The following is an 18,134-nucleotide window of genomic DNA, read 5'->3' as shown; positions in this document are numbered from 1 at the left end:
ATGTCGGTGCCGGCAGGGCCGGAGGTGCCGATGCACACGCCGATATTGCCGGCCTTGGTGCGGGTGTAGCCCTCGGCCATGTGCGAGGCGCCTTCGACGTGGCGAGCGAGGACGTGATCGATGCCACCGACTTTCTTCAGGGCCGAGTACAGCGGGTTGATGGCAGCCCCTGGGATGCCGAACGCGGTGTCTACGCCTTCACGGCGCATGACCAGAACGGCTGCATCGATTGCTCTCATTTTGCTCATGGGTTGTGCCTCATCGATTTTGTAATTGTATACAACTTGCTTTTCGGCAGAGTGTATTCACGCTCTGCTACCCAGGTCAATGCATTTCATCGGGGCAGATGAGTTTTGCCTGGAACCCAATGAAAAATGGATGTCTATTGGATTGGGTACTAACGTGAAAAAATATTGTATACAAAAAATAAATCAGTTGTGTTCTATTGGCTTGTCAATTTTTCACTGCCCTCAGGGCTTCTCACAACAAGAAGAGGACCTTTCCATGAACGTTTTGACCCTGAAAGTTGCGGTCGGCCTGGTGAATGCCGCACTGGCGGCAGGCCGCAAGATCGACGCCGCGCCCTTGACCGTGGCGGTGCTCGATGCCGGCGGTCACCTGTTGGCCTTGCAACGCGAGGATGGTGCCAGCCTGATACGGCCGCAGGTGGCCACCGGCAAGGCCTGGGGCGCGATAGCCCTGGGCAAGGGCTCGCGCCTGCTGGCGCTGGACGCACAGCAGCGTCCGGCGTTCTTCGCTGCGCTCAATGGCTTGGGTGAGCGGCCGGTGGTGCCTGCGCCGGGCGGCGTGCTGGTGCGCGATCAGGACGGCAAGGTGCTGGGAGCGGTAGGGATCAGCGGGGATACGTCGGATATCGACGAGCAGTGTGCGATCAGTGCGATCGAGACGCTGGGGTTGACGGCGGATGCCGGGGTCGCAGCCTGATAGAGGGTGTCAGTACCGCCCTCATCGCGGGCTTGCCCGCGATGAGGGCGACGCCGAGGCTCAGGCCACCTCAGGCTCGCAGCCTTTCAACACCAGGCGAATGATGGTCTCGGCCGCCGCGTCATAGTCACTGTCGGCCAGCTTCGCCTTGCCGGTGACCACCGCGATCTGCCAGTCGAAGTCGGCGTAGGTCTGGGTCGCCGCCCAGATGCTGAACATCAAATGATGCGGGTCGACCGGGGCGATCTGCCCGCGCTCGATCCAGCGCTGGATGCATTCGATGTTGTGCCGTGCCTGTTCGTTCAGCTGCTGCACCTGCCCCGGCGAAAGGTGCGGGGCCCCGTGCATGATCTCGCTGGCGAACACCTTGGAGGCATGGGGCAAGTCGCGCGAGATGCGGATTTTCGAGCGGATATAGCCGCTGAGCACCTCTTTCGGGTCGCCGTCTGCATTGAACGGCGAGGACGCCTGCATGATCGGCGCGATGATGCTCTCCAGCACTTCGCGGTAGAGGTTTTCCTTCGACTTGAAGTAGTAGTAGACATTCGGCTTGGGCAGGCCTGCCTTGGCGGCGATGTCGCTGGTCTTGGTCGCGGCGAAGCCCTTGTCGGCGAATTCCTCGCTGGCCGCGCGCAGGATCAGTTCCTTGTTGCGCTCGCGAATCGTGCTCATTGTCTGTGGATCTTCCTCGTGTCTGGCCCACTCCAAGAGGGGGCCAGGCATGGTAGCACCGTGCCGGACGGCGGCTCAAGGCAGCGACTTTGGGCTAGAATTCGACCCTTCAGCCCACGGGAAACAGGCGAACATGGCAGGAAGCAGTCTACTGGTACTCATCGACGACATCGCCACGGTGCTCGATGACGTTTCACTGATGACCAAGGTCGCGGCGAAGAAAACCGCTGGCGTGTTGGGCGACGACCTGGCGCTCAATGCCCAGCAGGTTACCGGCGTGCGGGCCGAGCGGGAAATTCCGGTGGTGTGGGCGGTGGCCAAGGGCTCGCTGCTCAACAAGTTGATTTTGGTGCCGGCGGCGCTGCTGATCAGCGCGTTCATCCCCTGGGCGGTGACGCCGCTGCTGATGCTGGGCGGCGCCTACCTGTGCTACGAAGGCTTCGAGAAGCTCGCGCACAAGTTCCTGCACAGCAAGGAAGACGACGAAGCGGGGCACAGTGCCCGCAACGAGGCACTGGCGGACCCGAACATCGACCTGGTGGCCTTCGAGAAGGACAAGATCAAGGGCGCGGTGCGCACCGACTTCATCCTTTCGGCGGAGATCATCGCCATCACCCTGGGCACGGTGGCCGATGCACCGCTGGTTCAGCAGGTCATCGTGCTGTCGGGCATCGCCATCGTCATGACCATCGGCGTGTACGGGCTGGTGGCGGGCATCGTCAAGCTCGACGACCTGGGCTTGTGGCTGACGCAGAAGGGCTCGGCCCTGGCGCGAAGTATCGGCAACGGTATCCTGCACGCGGCGCCCTACATGATGAAGAGCCTGTCGGTGATCGGCACGGCGGCGATGTTCCTGGTGGGCGGCGGAATCCTGGTGCATGGCATCGAGCCGCTGCATCACGCCATCGAGGCGTTCAGTGCCGGGCGCGGTGGTGCGGTGACTGGGGCGCTGCTCAATGGGGTAGCGGGGGTTGTGGCGGGGGCGTTGGTGCTGGTGGTGGTCGGGTTGGCCGGGAAGGTGTGGCGGGCGCTGCGACCAGGCCACTGAGCGGCGGGCAAAGGGCTGCATAGCAGCCCTGGCCTTTAGATCAGAAGTGCAGCTTGACCAGGAAGCTCGCAGTGCTCTGGTCGGTGGTGAACGCGTCGCTGTCCTTGATGCCGTACTTGTTCTTCCAGTAGTCGTACTCGAAGCCTACGTACAGCTGCTTCTCGCCCAGCTTCAAGGCCTTGCCCAGGTCGTACTTGACCTGCGGCACGAAGTGCACGTTGGCCTGGTAGCTGCCACGACGGTTCTCGTCGTTGTCCACCACCCAGTCCAGGAAGCCGTCGATCAGGATGTCGGACGAACCCACGGGAATGGTGTACGACCACGCCGGGGTGATCTGCCAAGTGTCGCTGCCCGGGCGGCTGCCATCGGCGGTGCGGTGGTAGAAGTTCAGCTGGAAGTAGTCGAAGCCCGGGATGTCCAGGTCGAAGCCCGGGCCGATCAGGTAGGCCTCGGTGTCACCCTCGCCGAACTCGTAGGTCATGGCCAGCAGCACGTCCTTGACCGGGCCGAAGGCGAAGGACTGGCCAGTGATCTTGCCCAGCGACAGGCGTGGGCTGATCTCGCCGTAGTAGGTGTTCGGGCCGTTGAGGTCGTCCTTCTTGCCCTGGTAGAAGATCTTGTCGATGAAGATGAAGTTGTCACCGTACTTCCAGGCATCGGCGTGCTCGAAGGTGACGGTCTGCTGCACCTGGGGGTTGACCTTGAAGTTCTTGCCCCACAGGTAGGTCAGGCTGTTGTTTTGCCATTGCAGCAGGTCGCCGGCGAAGGTGCTGCTGCAGGCCAGCAGGCCACCGGCGAGAATCAGGCTGTTGATGGTACGCATTGCGAAAGTCGCTCCCTTTGATTGGATCAGTTGTCAGCGCTCGTGATGGCGCTTTCTTGTCTTTCGGGTCAGTTTTTTTCGATTGGCCACAGCACTTTGGCAAGCGCTGTGCCAACCTTTTCGGGTGGTCACAACCATCCTGCTCGACGTCTTTCTGAACGGATGAAAATGGGTATTTCTGGCTGCCAACACGTTGGCTAACCGCCCGTATTCATTGACTGAGCGGTCAGTAAACGCAGGCCGGATCCGTCCGGCCCTGATCGAGGGGCGCGCAGATTACTCACTTGCGCGCCTTGTCTCAAGTGCTCTGTCCTGGAGCACCCTGCTACAAAGTTGGTCGTTCGGTCAGGTTTCTAGAAGTGCACTTTCACCAGGGCGCTGAAAACGCTTTGGTTGCTTTGCAGGTTGCCGCGGCTGTCGATGCCGTACTTGTCCTTCCAGTAGCTGTACTCGAAGCCTGCGTACAGTTGCTTGGCGCCGAGGTTCAAGGCTTTGCCCAGGTCGTACTTGACCTGTGGGTTGAACTGCAGGTTGGCGTGGTAGGTGCCGCGGCGGGTCTGGTCGTTGTCCACCACCCAGTCCATGTAGCCGTCGATCAGGATGTCGGACTTGCCCACGGGGATGGTGTACGACCACGCGGGGGTGATCTGCCAGACGTTGTCACCGGGACGGCTGCCCTCGGTGTTGCGCAGGTAGAAGTTCAGGGTGAAGTAGTTGAAGCCGGGAATGTTCAGGTCGAAGCCGGGGCCGATCAGGTAGGCCTCGTTGTCACCCTCGCCACGCTCGTAGGTCATGGCCAGCAGCACGTCCTTGATCGGGCCGAAGGCGAACGACTGGCCGTTGATCTTGCCCAGCGACAGGCGCGGGCTGAACTCGCCGTAGTAGGTGGTCACGCCTTTGCCGGGGTCGGCCTTGCCGTTGTAGAAGATCTTGTCGATGAACAGGAAGGTGTCGCCGTACTTCCATTTGTTGGCGTGTTCGAAGGTGATGGTCTGCTGGATGTCGGGGTTGACCTTGAAATCCTTGCCATACAGGTAGGTCAGGCTTTCGCCGTGCCATTGCAGCCATTCGCCGGCCGAGGCGGGGAGGGTGGCCACGAGGCTGGCGCCCAATAGCAGGGTTGATGCGATGCACTTCATGTTGTGTTTCCCGGACTTATTGTTTTTGTTGGGTTTTTTCGGCGCGCAGGCGCCCCGGACGGCCCATTCCGGCGGGCCGACGGCACAACGAAGGTAATGAAGGGCAGGGCGGCGCTGGGCGCCGCCCAGGTTGACTCAGTGGCCGTGACAGGCAGCGTTGTGCGCCGCGCGTTCCTTGCCGCCGAGAATGTTGAACAGGATGTTCAGCACCAGGGCACTGACCGTCGCCATGGCAATCCCGCTGTGGGTGATCGGCTCCATCCAGTGCGGCATCTGGGCGAAGAACTCCGGCTTGACCACCGGGATCAGTCCGAAGCCGATGCTCACTGCCACCAACAGCTGGTTGCGCCGGTCGGCGATGTCCGCTTCCTGGAGAATCTTGATGCCGGTGGCGGTGACCATGCCGAACATGGCGATGGACGCGCCGCCCAGTACCGCAGGCGGAATCGAAGCGATCAGGTAGGCGGCCTTGGGCAGCAGGCTGAGCAGGATCAGTAGTGCACCGGCCACCACCGTGACGTAGCGGCAACGCACGCCAGTCATCTGCACCAGGCCGATGTTCTGGGCGAACGAGGAGTGGGTGAAGGTGTTGAAGAACCCGGCCACGAACGATGCGCCGGCATCGCACAGCAAGCCGCGACGCAACATGCCCGGCGTTACTTCACGGTCGGTGACCTTGCCCAGGGCCAGGAACATGCCGGTGGACTCGACGAAGATGATCACCACCACCAGGCACATCGACAGGATCGGCGCCAGGCTGAAGGTCGGCATGCCGAAGTGCAGTGGGGTGACCATCTGCAGCCACGGCGCCTGGCCCAGCCCCGACAAGTCGACCATGCCGATGGCGCCGGCCAGCACGTAGCCCAGGCCCATGCCCACCAGCACCGACACGTTGACCCAGAAGCCGCGCATGAAGCGGTTGATCAGCAGAATGACTGCCAGCACCAGGCCGGCCACCATCAGGTAGATCGGCGAGCCGAAGGTGCTGGCTTGATCGCCACCACCGGCCCAGTTGACCGCTACCGGGAACAGCGACAGCCCAATGGACGTAATGACGGTGCCGGTGACCAGCGGTGGGAAGAAGCGCACCACCTTGGACATGAACGGCGCGATCAGCATGCCGAAGAACCCGGCAGCGATGGTCGCGCCGAAGATCCCTTGCATGCCCACGCCCGGCATGCCGGCCATGGCGACCATGCTGCCGACAGCGGCGAAACTGGCGCCCATCATCACCGGCATGCGGATGCCTACCGGGCCGATGCCGAACGACTGGACGATGGTGGCAACGCCTGCGACCAACAGGTCGGCGTTGATCAGGAAGGCGACTTCTTCACGGGACAGCCCGGCGGCCTGGCCGATGATCAGCGGCACGGCGATGGCGCCGCCGTACATCAGCAGCACATGTTGCAGGCCCACCAGGATCAGCTGGAACAAGGGCAGGGGCTGTCGTGGCGGCGCAACGGGGATATACGCCTTGGGTGACTCGGACATGCAGCACCTCGAGTTTTGTTTTTATTCTCGGATCCAAGCAGCAGCCTCCAAGCGGCAAGCTTCACGAAAAAGCCTGGGGTTCCCGCTTGGAGACTGGTGCTCGATGCTTGCTTGTTGCTTCTGCGCTCGCAGCAGTGTGTCTTAGTTGACCGGCGCGCCCTTGGCGATCCAGTCACCGACCAGCTTGCGTTCCTCGACGGTCATCTGGGTGATGTTGCCCAGCGGCATGATCTGGCTGGCGACCGCCTGGGCCTGGATGCGCGCGGCCTGGGCCTGCATCTGCTGCGGAGTATCGAGAATCACCCCGCCCGGCGCGGTGCTGAACAGTGGGCTGGTCGGCTTGGCCGAATGGCACACGGTGCAGCGTTCCTGGATCACGTCGTGGATCTTCTCGAAGTTGCCGGGCGCGGCCTGGGCGGTGGCCTGGGCCGGTGCTTCGGCGGGGGCTTCGGCTGCTTTGGCGGCAGCTTCGGCGCGCTGCTCGGCAGCGGTCTTGCCACCCACGGCGCTGGCCGGCAGCGGTTGGTACTCGATCTTCGCCGCTGCCTGGTCAGGGCTGCTGACCAGCGGCTTCGGACCGGTCACGAAGGCCAGGCAGATCATCGCCAGGGCGCCGGCAGGCACGGCCCAGGCGTACTTGTTGCTGTCGTGGCGGGTGTTGAAATAGTGACGGATCAGTACTGCGGCCACTGCGATCCCGGCCAGGATCAACCAGTTGTACTGGCTGCCGTAGGTGCTCGGGAAGTGGTTGCTGATCATGATGAACAGCACCGGCAGGGTGAAGTAGTTGTTGTGGCGCGAACGCAGCAGGCCCTTGGCCGGCAGTACCGGGTCGGGGGTTTCGTTCTTCTCGATCGCCGCCACCAGCTGGCGCTGGGCCGGCATGATGATGCGGAACACGTTGCCGACCATGATGGTGCCGATGATCGCGCCGGTGTGCAGGTAGGCGCCGCGGCCGCTGAACACCAGGCTGAAGCCCCAGCAGGCGGCGATGATCAGCACGAACAATACGCCGCCGAGCAGCGCGGGTTTCTTGCCCAGGGGCGAGTCGCAGAGGAAGTCGTAGACGAACCAGCCGGCGACCAGCGAACCGATACCGATGGCCACGCCCTCGGCACCGCTCAGGGTGCTGCCAGGGGCCAGCAGGTACAGGGTCGGGTTCCAGTAGAACACCACGCACAGCAGGGCGATGCCGGACAGCCAGGTGAAATAGGCTTCCCATTTGAACCAGTGAAGGTTCTCGGGCATTTTCGGCGGCGCCAGCTTGTACTTCTCGAGGTGGTAGATACCCCCACCGTGGATGGCCCAGAGGTCACCCGACAGCCCATCGCGCGGGTTGCTGCGGTTGAGGTTGTTTTCCAGCCAGACGAAGTAGAACGATGCACCGATCCAGGCGACCCCGGTGATCATGTGAACCCAGCGAATGCTCAGGTTCAGCCATTCGTGAAGGTGTGCTTCCACAGTATGTACCTCTGCCGGTCACGGGTGGGTGACCGACCTTTTCTTATTGGTGGGGATTGAGGATCAACATCTGTTCCTCGGTGAAGTAATGCTCATCGCAGTTGTTGCCAGAACCACTGCGATCAACCACCAGGAAGTCATCCCGCTTTTCGATCGTCAGCACCGGGTGGTGCCAGACGCCGCGATGGTAATTAACGCCCTGCCTGCCATTACTGCGGAAGGCTCGGACCAAGCCTGATACAGGTGCATCGCCAAGTGGCGCGACCACGATCAGAAAGGGGTTGCCGAGCAGCGGGATGAAAGCCTGGCTGCCCAGCGGATGGCGTTCCAGCATGCGTACGGTCAGCGGCATCTCCAGGGCGTCGGCGCGGAAGATGCTGATGATGGCCTTGTCTTCCGGCTCGGCGGTTTGCACCGTGGCGAGCTTGTGGAAGCGCATGGTCGAGCCGTTGTTGATCATGAAGTGGTCGCTGCCGTCGGTTTCGATCACGTCACCGAAAGGGGCGAAGGCTTCTTTGGTCAGCGGCTCGATCATCAGGGTACGCATGGGTTATCTCTTCTATGTTCGTTGTTCTTCAATAGGGTGGACCGGGTGGCCGGCCAGGCCCTGGGTGCGCTTGCGTCATGCACTCGGGCCAGGGCCGGGGGCGGTCCTCAAAGCTGTAGCAGGCGGAACAGGGCGATCAGGTTGATCTGCGCCAGGGCTTCCTTGAACTCGGCCTCGGTATCGTTATGGATACGCTTCTCGAACGAGGCGAGGATCTGGTGCCGGTTGCTGCCCTTGACCGCCATGATGAACGGGAACTGGAACTTGGCCTTGTAGGCATCGTTGAGTTCGGTGAAACGGGCGAACTCTTCGGCGGTGCACTGGTGGATACCGGCGCCGGCCTGCTCATGGGTGCTCGACTCGGTCAGCTCGCCCTGCACCGCCGCCTTGCCGGCCAGGTCCGGGTGGGCGTTGATCAGCGCCAGTTGCTCGGTGCGGCTGGCACTGAGCAGGATATCGCTCATGCGCTGGTGCAGCACTTCGATCTCGTCCAGCTCGCTCAGGTTACCCACGGCATATGCTTTTTCGGCGACCCACGGCGAGTGCTCGTAGATGTCGGCGAAGGCGGCGACGAAGGCATCGCGGCCAAGGGCGGAGGGCTTGAGGGTCTTGAAGGCGGTCATCAGGCGTTCTCTTTCGTGTACGGGTGGGTGGCGTGCCAGTGGCGGGCGATGTCTGCGCGCCGGGCGAACCAGACCTGCTCGTGGCTCTTGGCGTAGTCGACGAAGCGCTTGAGCGCAGCCAGGCGCGCCGGGCGGCCGACCAGGCGGCAGTGCAGGCCGATGGACAGCATTTTCGGGGCCTCGGCGCCTTCTGCGTAGAGCACGTCGAAGGCGTCCTTGAGGTACTGGTAGAACTGCTCGCCGCAGTTGAAGCCCTGCACCTGGGTGAAGCGCATGTCGTTGGTGTCCAGGGTGTAGGGGATCACCAGGTGCGGCTTGCCGGTGGGGTTGTTCGGTTCCCAGTAGGGCAGGTCGTCGTCGTAGGTGTCGCTGTCGTAGAGGAAGCCGCCTTCCTCCATCACCAGGCGCCGGGTATTCGGGCTGGTGCGGCCGGTGTACCAGCCCACCGGGCGCTCGCCGGTCAGTTCGGTGAGAATGCGGATGGCTTCGAGCATGTGCTCGCGCTCTTGCTGCTCGTCCATGTTCTGGTAGTCGATCCAGCGGTAGCCATGGCTGCAAATTTCATGGCCGGCCTGGGCCATGGCGCGGATCACCTCCGGGTGGCGCTGGGCGGCCATGGCCACGGCGAACACGGTCAGCGGTACGCCGCTGTCCTTGAACAGCTTGAGCAGGCGCCACACGCCCGCGCGGCTGCCGTATTCGTAGAGCGACTCCATGCACAGGTTGCGCTGGCCTTGCAGGGGCTGGGCGGCGACCATCTCGGAGAGGAAGGCTTCGGACTCCTTGTCACCATGCAGAATGTTGCGTTCGCCACCTTCTTCGTAGTTCAGCACGAAGGACAAGGCGATGCGGGCATTGCCCGGCCAGTGCGGGTGAGGTGGGGTGTTGCCGTAGCCGATCAGGTCGCGAGGATAGTCAGCGCTCACTGCAGTCTTCCTTCTTGTACGTTGTGCGGGGGTGGGCGACCGCGTCGAGATGTCGCATGCACCGGATGGGATGATTGTATACAACTTTTGAAGCCGTTTGTAAGCCTGTTTTTCCGCATTTCTTCCCTTTTGTCGGCTCCGAATACTCTGCAAGAAACCTGCCCAATTGGTCAATTAGTGTTGCTAATGGCGGCATGCAGCGCGCGTTCTCGACTGACGGAAGATTTATGCGGCGTGACTCCGGACGCTGACGGTTGGGTTTAAAAAATTGTGTACAATTTAAATTCAAAGTGTCTTAATGGCTTCACTCCTCGCGCCCAGCAGGCCCCGCGTTGGTGCTTGCTGGGTATTTTTTGCCCAAGAATTGAACAAGAGGCCACTGGCACATGGGACGTTTGACCACACACGTACTGGATTCCGCGCACGGCTGCCCTGGCAGCTCGATCAAGGTCGAGCTGTACCGGGTCGAAGGCCAGCAGCTGGAGCTGGTGAACACCGCACTGACCAACAGCGATGGCCGCGTCGACGCGCCGCTGCTGCAAGGTGACGACTACCGCACTGGCGTCTACCAGCTGCAATTCAGCGCAGGCGACTACTACCGTGCTCGTGGTGTGCAACTGCCGGACCAGGCATTTCTCGATGTGGTGGTATTGCGCTTTGGCATCGACCAGGGCCAGGAGCACTACCATGTGCCGCTGCTGATCTCGCCATACAGTTATTCGACCTATCGTGGAAGCTAGTTGGTCGCTAGAAGAATCTTCGTAGGTCCTTGCCCGCTATCACACTGGCGGGCTTTTTTTTGCCTGGGGTTTTTGTGTTGCCTGTGCCGGCCTCTTCGCGGGCAAGCCCGCTCCTACAGAGATCGGCGCAGTACCTGTAGGAGCGGGCTTGCCCGCGAATAGGCCCGAACAGACAAACGAACAAAGGGCGCCGAGGCGCCCTTTGTGGTTACAGCAGGTTCAGAGAAACACGAACTTGGCGATGAAGATCACACACAGCACCCACAGGCTCGCGGAAATCTCCTTGTACTTGCCAGTACCGGCCTTCAACGCCACATAACTGATGAAGCCCATGGCAATGCCGTCGGCCACCGAGAAGGTCAGCGGCATCATGATCACCGTGACGATCGCCGGGATGCTGTCGGTGGCTTCGTCCCAGTTGATGTGCGCCATGCTGCCCATCATCAGCATCGCCACGTAGATCAGCGCACCCGCAGTGGCATAGGCGGGAATCATCCCGGCCAGCGGGGCGAAGAACATCGCTGCCACGAACAACAGGCCGACCACCACGGCGGTCAGGCCGGTGCGGCCACCGGCGGCAACGCCGGCTGCACTTTCCACGTAGCTGGTCACCGGCGGCACGCCCACCGCCGCACCGAACACGCTCGAAGCACTGTCGGCCTTCAACGCCCGCGAAAGGTTCTCGATGCGCCCGTCCGGTGCTACCAGGTTGGCGCGCTGGGCCACGCCCATCAGGGTGCCGGCGGTATCGAACATGTGCACGAAGAGGAAGGCCAGCACCACGCTGATCATGCTGATGTTGAACACGCCCGCCACGTCCATGGCCATCCAGGTCGGTGCCAGGCTTGGGGGCATCGACAGCACGCCGCCGAACTGCACCAGGCCCAGGCCCCAGCCGGCCAGGGTAACGCTGATGATGCTGATGAGAATGGCGCCGAACACCCGGTGGTAGCTCAGTATCGCGATCATCAGGAAGCACACCGCCGCCAGCAGCGGGCCAGGCTCGTGCAGCGAACCGAGCTTGATCAGCGTGGCCGGGCTGTCGACCACGATACCGGCGGTCTTCAGGCCGATCAGCCCGAGGAACAGGCCCACGCCCGCACCCATGGCATGGCGCAGGCTCACCGGAATGCTGTTGAGCAGCCATTCACGCACCCGCGAGAGGGTCAGGAACATGAACAGCACGCCCGAGACGAATACCGCGCCCAGCGCCGCTTCCCAGGTGTAGCCCATGGTGCCGACCACGGTGTAGGTAAAGAAGGCATTGAGCCCCATGCCCGGCGCCAGGCCTACCGGCCAGTTGGCGTACAGCCCCATCAGCAAGCAGCCCAGGGCTGCGGCAATGCAGGTGGCAACGAAGGCTGCGCCATGATCGATGCCGGCGTCGGCCATGATGTTGGGGTTGACGAAAATGATGTACGCCATGGTGATGAACGTCGTCACCCCGGCGATCAGTTCGGTCCTGACGGTGGTGCCATGTCGCTTGAGTTTGAAAATCCGCTCCAGCCAGCTCGTTTCGAGCGGTGGGGCGAGATCCAGCGTAGGGGCGTCGGATTTGCGGCTTTCCACAGCGAGTACTCCTCAAGTCTTTCTTGTTGTTCGGAGCCAGTGTTCCTGCGCAATGCACTTGGGGGCTCCGCGAGGGGGGTTGGCAGACGCCTGACCGATTTGTTGACTTATGGGTCAAGAAGTTGCTGGGTGGATTATGCTTTTGTGTACAAAGAATGCAAATAATGTTTTATCTTTTGCGTGCACAATCTTCCGTACTACAGCTATATGGGCAAAGGTCTTCTGCTAAAACGCCTCAGCCTGTGTACAATGCGCCGATACCTTGGTCCCTTTTTTCCATCCAGGACCTGCCAGCCCCCGCGACTGCGATAACCGTCGAGGCTTCACTGGCCGGCCCCTTGTGCTCGAGAGCCCATGAACGAACAGCTGCAACCTCTGAAGAAACCCGTGCGCAACGGCAAGGCCGGGCGCAGCGGTACCCAGGACGACATCGTCTACGCGCATATTTTCGAGGCCATTCTCGAGCAGCGCCTCGCCCCGGGCACCAAGTTGAGCGAGGAAGCGTTGGGTGAGATCTTCGGTGTCAGCCGCACCATCATCCGCCGCGCCTTGTCGCGCCTGGCCCATGAAAGCGTGGTATTGCTGCGGCCCAACCGTGGCGCCGTGGTGGCCAGCCCGACCGTCGAGGAAGCCCGCCAGGTGTTCTTCTCCCGACGCATGGTCGAGCGGGCGATCACTGAATTGGCGGTTCAGCACGCCACTGCCGAGCAGCTCAACGAACTGCGCCAGATGGTGCGCGAGGAGCGCGACAGCTTCTCGCGTGGTGACCGTGGCGCGGGCATTCGCCTATCCGGCGAGTTTCACCTCAAGCTGGCCGAGGCGGCGGGCAATGCGCCGCTGGTGAGTTTCCAGCGCAGCCTGGTGTCGCAGACTTCGCTGATCATCGCCCAGTATGAAAGCGGCAACCGCTCGCATTGCTCCTACGACGAGCACATGCAGCTGATTGACGCCATCGAGGCGCGCAATGCCGAGCAGGCAGTGGAGCTGATGATGCACCACATGGACCACATCGACAGCAAGCTGAACCTGGACGAGGAAAGTGCCTCGGACGACTTGCACGCGGTGTTCTCGCACCTGCTGAAAAAACCCAAGGCTGCTGCCAAGGGTTGATCGTTTGCCACCCAGGCAGACTTCCCCGGGGCCCGCAGCGGCCCCGACCTCCGTGAACGACCCCGGCCAGCGCACCACGGGTGTTAGTGATGCACTGCGCATGCGGCGGCTGACCCTCTACTTTGACGAGCTCTGAACTCTGGAGCTGTCATCATGCAATCGCTGGAATACCTGATAGAAGCACTGCCGGTCGACGACGGACAGACCGACACGTCCGCGCTGGAGCAGGCCACCTTGCGCCTGCTGTGCGGCCTCGAAGCGTCCTCGGAGCCAATCACCTGGCTGAACCAAGCGGGCACCGCCCTGGCCGCGCAAGCGCAAGCAGACGCTACCTGGGCACAGGCGCTTCCCGCCGAGCTGCGCGAACATCAGGCGACCATCGCTGAGCACCCTGATGCCTGGCGCGTTGCGCTGGAGCAAGCCATGCAGTACCAGGCCGATGCCTATGCCGACCTGTTGGCACTGGGCAGCTTGCCTGCGCGCTACCCGCGTCTGCTGAACGACCGACACCAGCAGGTGCACCTGCAACGCTTGCTGGCGCGTTTCGGCCAAGGTGCGCCAAGTGCCACTGCGCTGGCGCCATGGCGTGCGCTGTTGGCCAGCCGGCGGGTCGCCTGGAAACGGCTACAGGATGAGCTGAACGGCGACCAGGCCGGTTTGTTCGTATCGCCGGAGACCTTGCGCAACGCCACCAGTGATGCGATGCGCGCCGAGATGGGTTTGCAGGTAGAGGAGGGCCAGTTGCCGGCGTCGCTGCACCAGCACTTGCTGGCGCCCGAGGACCAAGGGCTCGTGACCTGGTTGGCGGTGCAACTTGGCGAGCAGACCCTGCCTGGCGTGTGGGTGCTGGCCGAGAGCACGGCATGGACGGCCGGGCGTCAAGATGCGCCTTTGCTGCTGTGGGTGCATGGAGAGGGCGGCGGCATGGCGTGCCTGAACGACCGACGAGCGCTGCTCGAGCGCCTGGACCTCACCCTGCGCGAGGGCGGGTTACCGCTGGCCACGGCACTGCCGGACAGCGCCGCGCAGGTACAGCTGGTGCCCGCCGACAATGGCCTGGACAGCTTGCTGCAAGCATTGCTCGCTTACTGGCAAGGCACGCTGGGCGAGCCAGACGATGAATCAGACGAGCACGAGCGTGCCCTGGACCTGGCGCGCGCGGCGCTGGCCATTGCCGCGGACACCTGCCGCCAGGCCGCGCTGGCACAGGCCGAGCGGCAGTGGCAGGTGGACTCGCTGATCGAGCACATGCCCGCATGGGTACTGTCGCGTAGCGATGACGAGCGCAAGGCCTACGGCAAGCAGTTGGCCGAATACCACATCGCGGCCTTGGCCCTTGAAAGCACCTTGCAAACCGAGGCGCCGTTGTTTCATCAATGGGCCGGGAACCTGCTCAAGGCGCGTCTGCATGACGACCTTGGCATCGACGTGGACATCGACGATATCCTGCTGTGGCGCCCCGACCCGTCGATGGACCAGACGCTGCCCTACCTTCCGAGTACCGTGACAGAGATCGCTTGCGAGAGTTTCGACCCAGACAGCGCGGATGAATACACCCGGCTGGACCTGACGCGCTGGCAGGTCGAGGGTATCGATGCGCACTACCTTGCCCGCGTGTTGCCTGAGCTCGACCCGCTCAAGCGGTACCAGGAAAAACTGCACAAGGTCTTTGATCCAGACCAGGCCGACGACCCTGAGCGCCTGCGTGCGCCATACCGGCTGGAGCTACAGATGCTTGCCACCAGCGAGCATTGGCGTGGAGCCTTGAGCGCAGAAGGCGCGCGCATGCTCCAACAGGCGAGCACCGCGCAGTCCAGACAGGACCTGGACGCCCTTGGTCTACGCCTGCATTGGCTGGTGGTGCAGGCACACGAAGAACTGGGGCACAACATCGAAGGGGTTGCCGCCCTGGAGAACGAATCAGGTCATGCATTGCTGTACCTTCCCGTTGCGATCACGGCGGTGCGGCTGATCGAGCGCGATAGCCTGGCAGGCGCCGTCGAGCACCTGGCCTCGGAAATTCGTAGCACGCCCCAAGTGGCCCGCTATGTGGCCCAGCGCTGTGGCAACGACCCCGCGCGCTTGCTGGCCTACTTGCGCCAGGCTGCAATGCGCAATTACACCGGCTACCTGACCAGCGCGCCGAGCCTCGACCAGACGCTGGTCGGCCTGCAATTGGCCGAGCGCCGCAACGTGCTGCTTGCGCAGGCACGTGAGTCGGGGCGCAGCCAGGCCAGTACCCACAAGGACAACGCCTACAGCGCGCACCTGCGTCACACCGGTTATCTGCGGGCCGCGCTTGGCGTGGTGCCGGGCCTGGGCTCCTGGTATGCGGTGATGGATATCCATGACGGCGCCCTGGAGCTGGCGGAGTCCTGGCGTACCGGCAGCAGCCTACAGATGCTGCGAGGCACGCTGAGCGTGGTCATGGGCATCATCGAAATCTTCAGCACGGTGCTGCCGGTGGGGGCGTCGGTGTCGGCACTGCGCCGCGTGGTTCGCCAGGCCGCCCGGTTGCGGGTGGCGCGCCAGCCCTTTCGCGGCTATGCCAGCGGCCAGTCGCTCAATGGCGCCGAGCCGTTGGGCGGCCTGGATGCGAATACCTGGCGTACGCAAGGCAAGCAGTACCTCTGGCAGGACGGTGTGGCCTATGAGGTCTATCGGCGCAGCGACGAAGCGACCCTGCGTCTGCGCGCCACGGCCACACGACGTTATGAGGCGCCGGTGCGCCAGGATGGCGGGCGTTGGGTCATGCATGGCGACGTTGGCTTGCGTGGTGGTGGCGGCAAGCTGACCGAGGCCGAGCGCCTGTTCGCCGACTGGGGGCCGCGTAGCCGACATTGGCCGTTGTCGCAGATGAGCCGTACGCAGGCATTGGCGCGTGGTCGACTGGAACTGGCGCGCTACCGTTTTCCCAACGAGCACCAGCAGGTCGAGTTCACCTACTCCTTCCTGCAGGACGGCGTGGCACCTAGATGGGCGAGGCAATACCTGCGCGATGGGGCGATTACAGACATTATCGTGCCGGGCGATACCTGGCAGGCGGTGCGCTGGAATGTCGCCCAGGGTGATCGCATCGTCGACCTTCATGGTGGGCGCGTGAACATCTTCTTCGCTGGCCCCGACGTCGCCACGGCGCAGCCGGGCCTGCGTCTGGAGGGGCATTACTACCCGACCCTGGCGGGCGAAGCATTCGGCGGCACGGCGTATGTGCGCCCAAGCGGACGGATGCCGCGCAACCTGGCCGAGCTCGATAGCCTGATCGAGCAAGGCAGTGGCCCGGTGCGGGTCGCACTGGGCGCTACGGCGGTCGATGCACCGGTGGTGGTGGGTGGGTTCACCCAGACCTTCCGCCAACGCCTGGCCACGCGCCTGCCGTTGTTGAGCGAAAACAGCCGCAGGGCCCTGGGAGAGGCCCTTTACCGCAACGCCGATCGCACCACGACCGAGCTGAGCCATGCCCGGTTGGCACACCTGGGCGAGCGAATCGGCGATACCAACCTCGAGCCGCTGCGCGAGATGACGGCGATACCGGTGCAGGGCCAGGCGCGGCACATTTACCTGTCGACGCAGGACGATGCTTTGCGCCAACTGGGTTGGCCATTGCAGCCGGTCGAACACCGGGCCTTGCGCCGCGCCCTGGAAAATGTAGAGTCCGCGGCCCTCGGCACGGTGTTGCGCGATGTGCTGACGGCGCGTGGCTACCAGGTGATCGATAGCCTTGGCACTGCCGAGCGCCATTTGGTGCTGTTCCGTCGGTCAGGCCAGACGGAAATCTACATGCTGCTGCAAGGGCGCACACTGGGGCCTATATCGTTGCAGGGACCCAATGGCCTAGTGGCCCTGAGCGATGCCTGGATGGATTTCATGATCGCCTCGATTCACAGCCTGCGCCTGGCCGCAGTGCTGCGCACCGCACGTCGCAGTGGCGTGTTGCGCACGGTCTTGGGCGGCGTGCACCTGGATGGCCCGGACCGCAGCCTGTTGGTGTGGGAGCGGGTGACCGTGGTGGCGACCAGTCAGGCGCAGTTGCCGCGCCTGAGAAACTGGCGTCATGACCTGCGTCCCCTGACCGCTGGCGACCACGAGCTGGTGCCGAGCAGTGGGCTGTATGGCGCCGAGGGACAGGTCAGTGTGTCGGGGGTTGGTGTCAACGGGCGATTGCTTCCGGTCTTTCCCGTCGACTCCGGCAGCCGCATGGTGCTCAGCCGCTCATCCAATTTGTCGGACACGTTGAGCTTCGACGAACTGGAGCTGTGCTTGCGTGAGCGTTTTGGCGAGCAGCCATGGATGGTGGTGGGGGGCGCTAGCGGCTGGACGGTACGACGACCTCTGTTCAACGCCCCGCTCGACCGCCATGTGGCCCGGGCACGCGCAGGCCTCACCCGGCAAAGCGCGCTGAATGCGGCCCGGTACGTGTTCGAACATGCCGAGGGCAGCATGCACGAGCGGCTGATCCGCCTTGAGCACATCACCGGCAGCTGGGCCTATGGCAGCCGTCCGGTCGATGAGCTGGCCGACCCGCTGCTGTTGCTCGCGCAGCAGACCCCCACGGAGCTGGACGAGGCGCTCGCCTGGAGCCTGGCGCTACCGATCGATGTCGCCAGCGCCACCCCTGCGGTGTATTACCTGCGTGCAGTCGACGACTACACCCAGGGGCTGCTGGCGGCGGTGAGCGGCACGCGGATGCGTGCGCATGCGCTGAACGTGGTCGATGACATGCTGGTGCGCTACGGCTTGAACCAGGAGCATCGCACCGGTGCTGTTGCGCTGTACCACCAGGCTTCGAGCAATCGCAGCTACCTGCTGGCGATGGCTGTGAGCGAGCAACCCAGCGTCGAGTTCGCGTTTCAGGAGGGCCGAGCCGTGTTGTCCAACGACTGGTTGCAGCACTGGCGCCAGCAACTGCCGGCCGAGGCGGCGCAGCGTCTGCAAGAGGCTGAGGAAGGGGGAAGGCTGGTGCGCATGGTCGCCATCCTGCGCCTGGAAGAGGGGCCGCATATCGGCCAGGTCGCCTTGCAGCGCCTGGCCGATTTCTAG

At 63.2% G+C, this 18,134-nt stretch carries 15 protein-coding genes; 5 read left to right on the top strand and 10 right to left on the bottom strand.

Annotation, left to right across the window (positions count from 1 at the left end; genetic code table 11):
- Positions 1–248: thiamine pyrophosphate-binding protein (locus ACQKPE_RS18155; protein ID WP_427667988.1), on the bottom strand; the 248-nt coding region annotated here is incomplete at its 3' end.
- 256 nt (positions 249–504) lie between these two features.
- On the opposite strand from ACQKPE_RS18155, the gene ACQKPE_RS18150 reads away from it, so the two are divergent.
- Complete coding sequence (locus ACQKPE_RS18150) at positions 505–945, top strand: GlcG/HbpS family heme-binding protein (protein WP_427667986.1); 441 nt, start codon at positions 505–507, stop codon at positions 943–945.
- Between the two features lie 60 nt (positions 946–1,005).
- Here the strand turns inward: ACQKPE_RS18150 and ACQKPE_RS18145 are convergent, their stop codons facing one another.
- On the bottom strand, positions 1,006–1,617 hold the full coding sequence (locus tag ACQKPE_RS18145) for a TetR/AcrR family transcriptional regulator (RefSeq protein ID WP_427667985.1): 612 nt from the start codon (positions 1,615–1,617) through the stop codon (positions 1,006–1,008).
- 133 nt (positions 1,618–1,750) lie between these two features.
- On the opposite strand from ACQKPE_RS18145, the gene ACQKPE_RS18140 reads away from it, so the two are divergent.
- Positions 1,751–2,665, top strand: a complete 915-nt coding sequence (locus ACQKPE_RS18140; protein ID WP_427667983.1) for a DUF808 domain-containing protein — start codon at positions 1,751–1,753, stop codon at positions 2,663–2,665.
- A gap of 40 nt (positions 2,666–2,705) precedes the next feature.
- On the opposite strand, the gene ACQKPE_RS18135 is transcribed toward ACQKPE_RS18140, so the two are convergent.
- The 7 genes from ACQKPE_RS18135 to puuE form a co-directional block, all read right to left on the bottom strand.
- Positions 2,706–3,488: an outer membrane protein OmpK gene (locus ACQKPE_RS18135; protein WP_427667981.1), complete on the bottom strand. Its 783-nt coding sequence runs from the start codon at positions 3,486–3,488 to the stop codon at positions 2,706–2,708.
- Between the two features lie 353 nt (positions 3,489–3,841).
- On the bottom strand, positions 3,842–4,627 hold the full coding sequence (locus ACQKPE_RS18130) for an outer membrane protein OmpK (RefSeq protein ID WP_427667979.1): 786 nt from the start codon (positions 4,625–4,627) through the stop codon (positions 3,842–3,844).
- Positions 4,628–4,762: 135 nt separating this feature from the next.
- Positions 4,763–6,118, bottom strand: a complete 1,356-nt coding sequence (locus ACQKPE_RS18125) for a nucleobase:cation symporter-2 family protein (RefSeq protein ID WP_427667977.1) — start codon at positions 6,116–6,118, stop codon at positions 4,763–4,765.
- 141 nt (positions 6,119–6,259) lie between these two features.
- A complete protein-coding gene (locus ACQKPE_RS18120) occupies positions 6,260–7,579 on the bottom strand; it encodes a urate hydroxylase PuuD (RefSeq protein ID WP_427667975.1) in 1,320 nt (439 codons plus the stop codon).
- A gap of 43 nt (positions 7,580–7,622) precedes the next feature.
- Positions 7,623–8,126: an ureidoglycolate lyase gene (locus ACQKPE_RS18115; RefSeq protein WP_427667974.1), complete on the bottom strand. Its 504-nt coding sequence runs from the start codon at positions 8,124–8,126 to the stop codon at positions 7,623–7,625.
- A gap of 107 nt (positions 8,127–8,233) precedes the next feature.
- Positions 8,234–8,749: a 2-oxo-4-hydroxy-4-carboxy-5-ureidoimidazoline decarboxylase gene (gene uraD / locus ACQKPE_RS18110; protein ID WP_427667972.1), complete on the bottom strand. Its 516-nt coding sequence runs from the start codon at positions 8,747–8,749 to the stop codon at positions 8,234–8,236.
- Positions 8,749–9,675, bottom strand: a complete 927-nt coding sequence (gene puuE, locus ACQKPE_RS18105; protein ID WP_427667970.1) for an allantoinase PuuE — start codon at positions 9,673–9,675, stop codon at positions 8,749–8,751. The genes uraD and puuE overlap by 1 nt, the downstream gene beginning before the upstream one ends.
- Positions 9,676–10,061: 386 nt before the next feature.
- On the opposite strand from puuE, the gene uraH reads away from it, so the two are divergent.
- Entirely contained in the window at positions 10,062–10,415 is a 354-nt protein-coding gene (uraH, locus tag ACQKPE_RS18100; protein ID WP_427667968.1) for a hydroxyisourate hydrolase, read from the top strand.
- 219 nt (positions 10,416–10,634) lie between these two features.
- Here uraH and ACQKPE_RS18095 read toward each other — a convergent pair whose 3' ends face one another.
- Positions 10,635–11,984, bottom strand: a complete 1,350-nt coding sequence (locus tag ACQKPE_RS18095) for an NCS2 family permease (protein ID WP_375101660.1) — start codon at positions 11,982–11,984, stop codon at positions 10,635–10,637.
- Between the two features lie 354 nt (positions 11,985–12,338).
- Between ACQKPE_RS18095 and ACQKPE_RS18090 the strand changes: the two genes are divergently transcribed.
- Together ACQKPE_RS18090 and ACQKPE_RS18085 are read left to right on the top strand one after the other, a co-directional pair.
- Positions 12,339–13,094: a GntR family transcriptional regulator gene (locus ACQKPE_RS18090; RefSeq protein ID WP_427667966.1), complete on the top strand. Its 756-nt coding sequence runs from the start codon at positions 12,339–12,341 to the stop codon at positions 13,092–13,094.
- Between the two features lie 153 nt (positions 13,095–13,247).
- Positions 13,248–18,134, top strand: coding sequence for a hypothetical protein (locus ACQKPE_RS18085; protein WP_427667964.1), 4,887 nt, complete (start codon positions 13,248–13,250; stop codon positions 18,132–18,134).

Origin of the sequence: Pseudomonas sp. NPDC089554 (assembly GCF_050280645.1) — a bacterium.
In the GTDB taxonomy this organism is placed as follows: Bacteria; Pseudomonadota; Gammaproteobacteria; order Pseudomonadales; family Pseudomonadaceae; genus Aquipseudomonas.
The sequence above is the reverse complement of the archived record's forward strand: the minus strand, read 5'-3'. Positions and strand labels throughout refer to the sequence as shown.

Bases quoted from the DNA above. Each gene is read 5' to 3' on its own strand.
- uraH (WP_427667968.1), top strand. From the start codon at position 10,062: ATGGGACGTTTGACCACACACGTACTGGATTCCGCGCACGGCTGCCCT.
- uraD (WP_427667972.1), bottom strand. From the start codon at position 8,749: ATGACCGCCTTCAAGACCCTCAAGCCCTCCGCCCTTGGCCGCGATGCC.
- ACQKPE_RS18145 (WP_427667985.1), bottom strand. From the start codon at position 1,617: ATGAGCACGATTCGCGAGCGCAACAAGGAACTGATCCTGCGCGCGGCC.
- ACQKPE_RS18135 (WP_427667981.1), bottom strand. From the start codon at position 3,488: ATGCGTACCATCAACAGCCTGATTCTCGCCGGTGGCCTGCTGGCCTGC.
- ACQKPE_RS18085 (WP_427667964.1), top strand. From the start codon at position 13,248: ATGCAATCGCTGGAATACCTGATAGAAGCACTGCCGGTCGACGACGGA.
- ACQKPE_RS18090 (WP_427667966.1), top strand. From the start codon at position 12,339: ATGAACGAACAGCTGCAACCTCTGAAGAAACCCGTGCGCAACGGCAAG.
- ACQKPE_RS18130 (WP_427667979.1), bottom strand. From the start codon at position 4,627: ATGAAGTGCATCGCATCAACCCTGCTATTGGGCGCCAGCCTCGTGGCC.
- ACQKPE_RS18140 (WP_427667983.1), top strand. From the start codon at position 1,751: ATGGCAGGAAGCAGTCTACTGGTACTCATCGACGACATCGCCACGGTG.
- ACQKPE_RS18150 (WP_427667986.1), top strand. From the start codon at position 505: ATGAACGTTTTGACCCTGAAAGTTGCGGTCGGCCTGGTGAATGCCGCA.
- ACQKPE_RS18125 (WP_427667977.1), bottom strand. From the start codon at position 6,118: ATGTCCGAGTCACCCAAGGCGTATATCCCCGTTGCGCCGCCACGACAG.
- ACQKPE_RS18115 (WP_427667974.1), bottom strand. From the start codon at position 8,126: ATGCGTACCCTGATGATCGAGCCGCTGACCAAAGAAGCCTTCGCCCCT.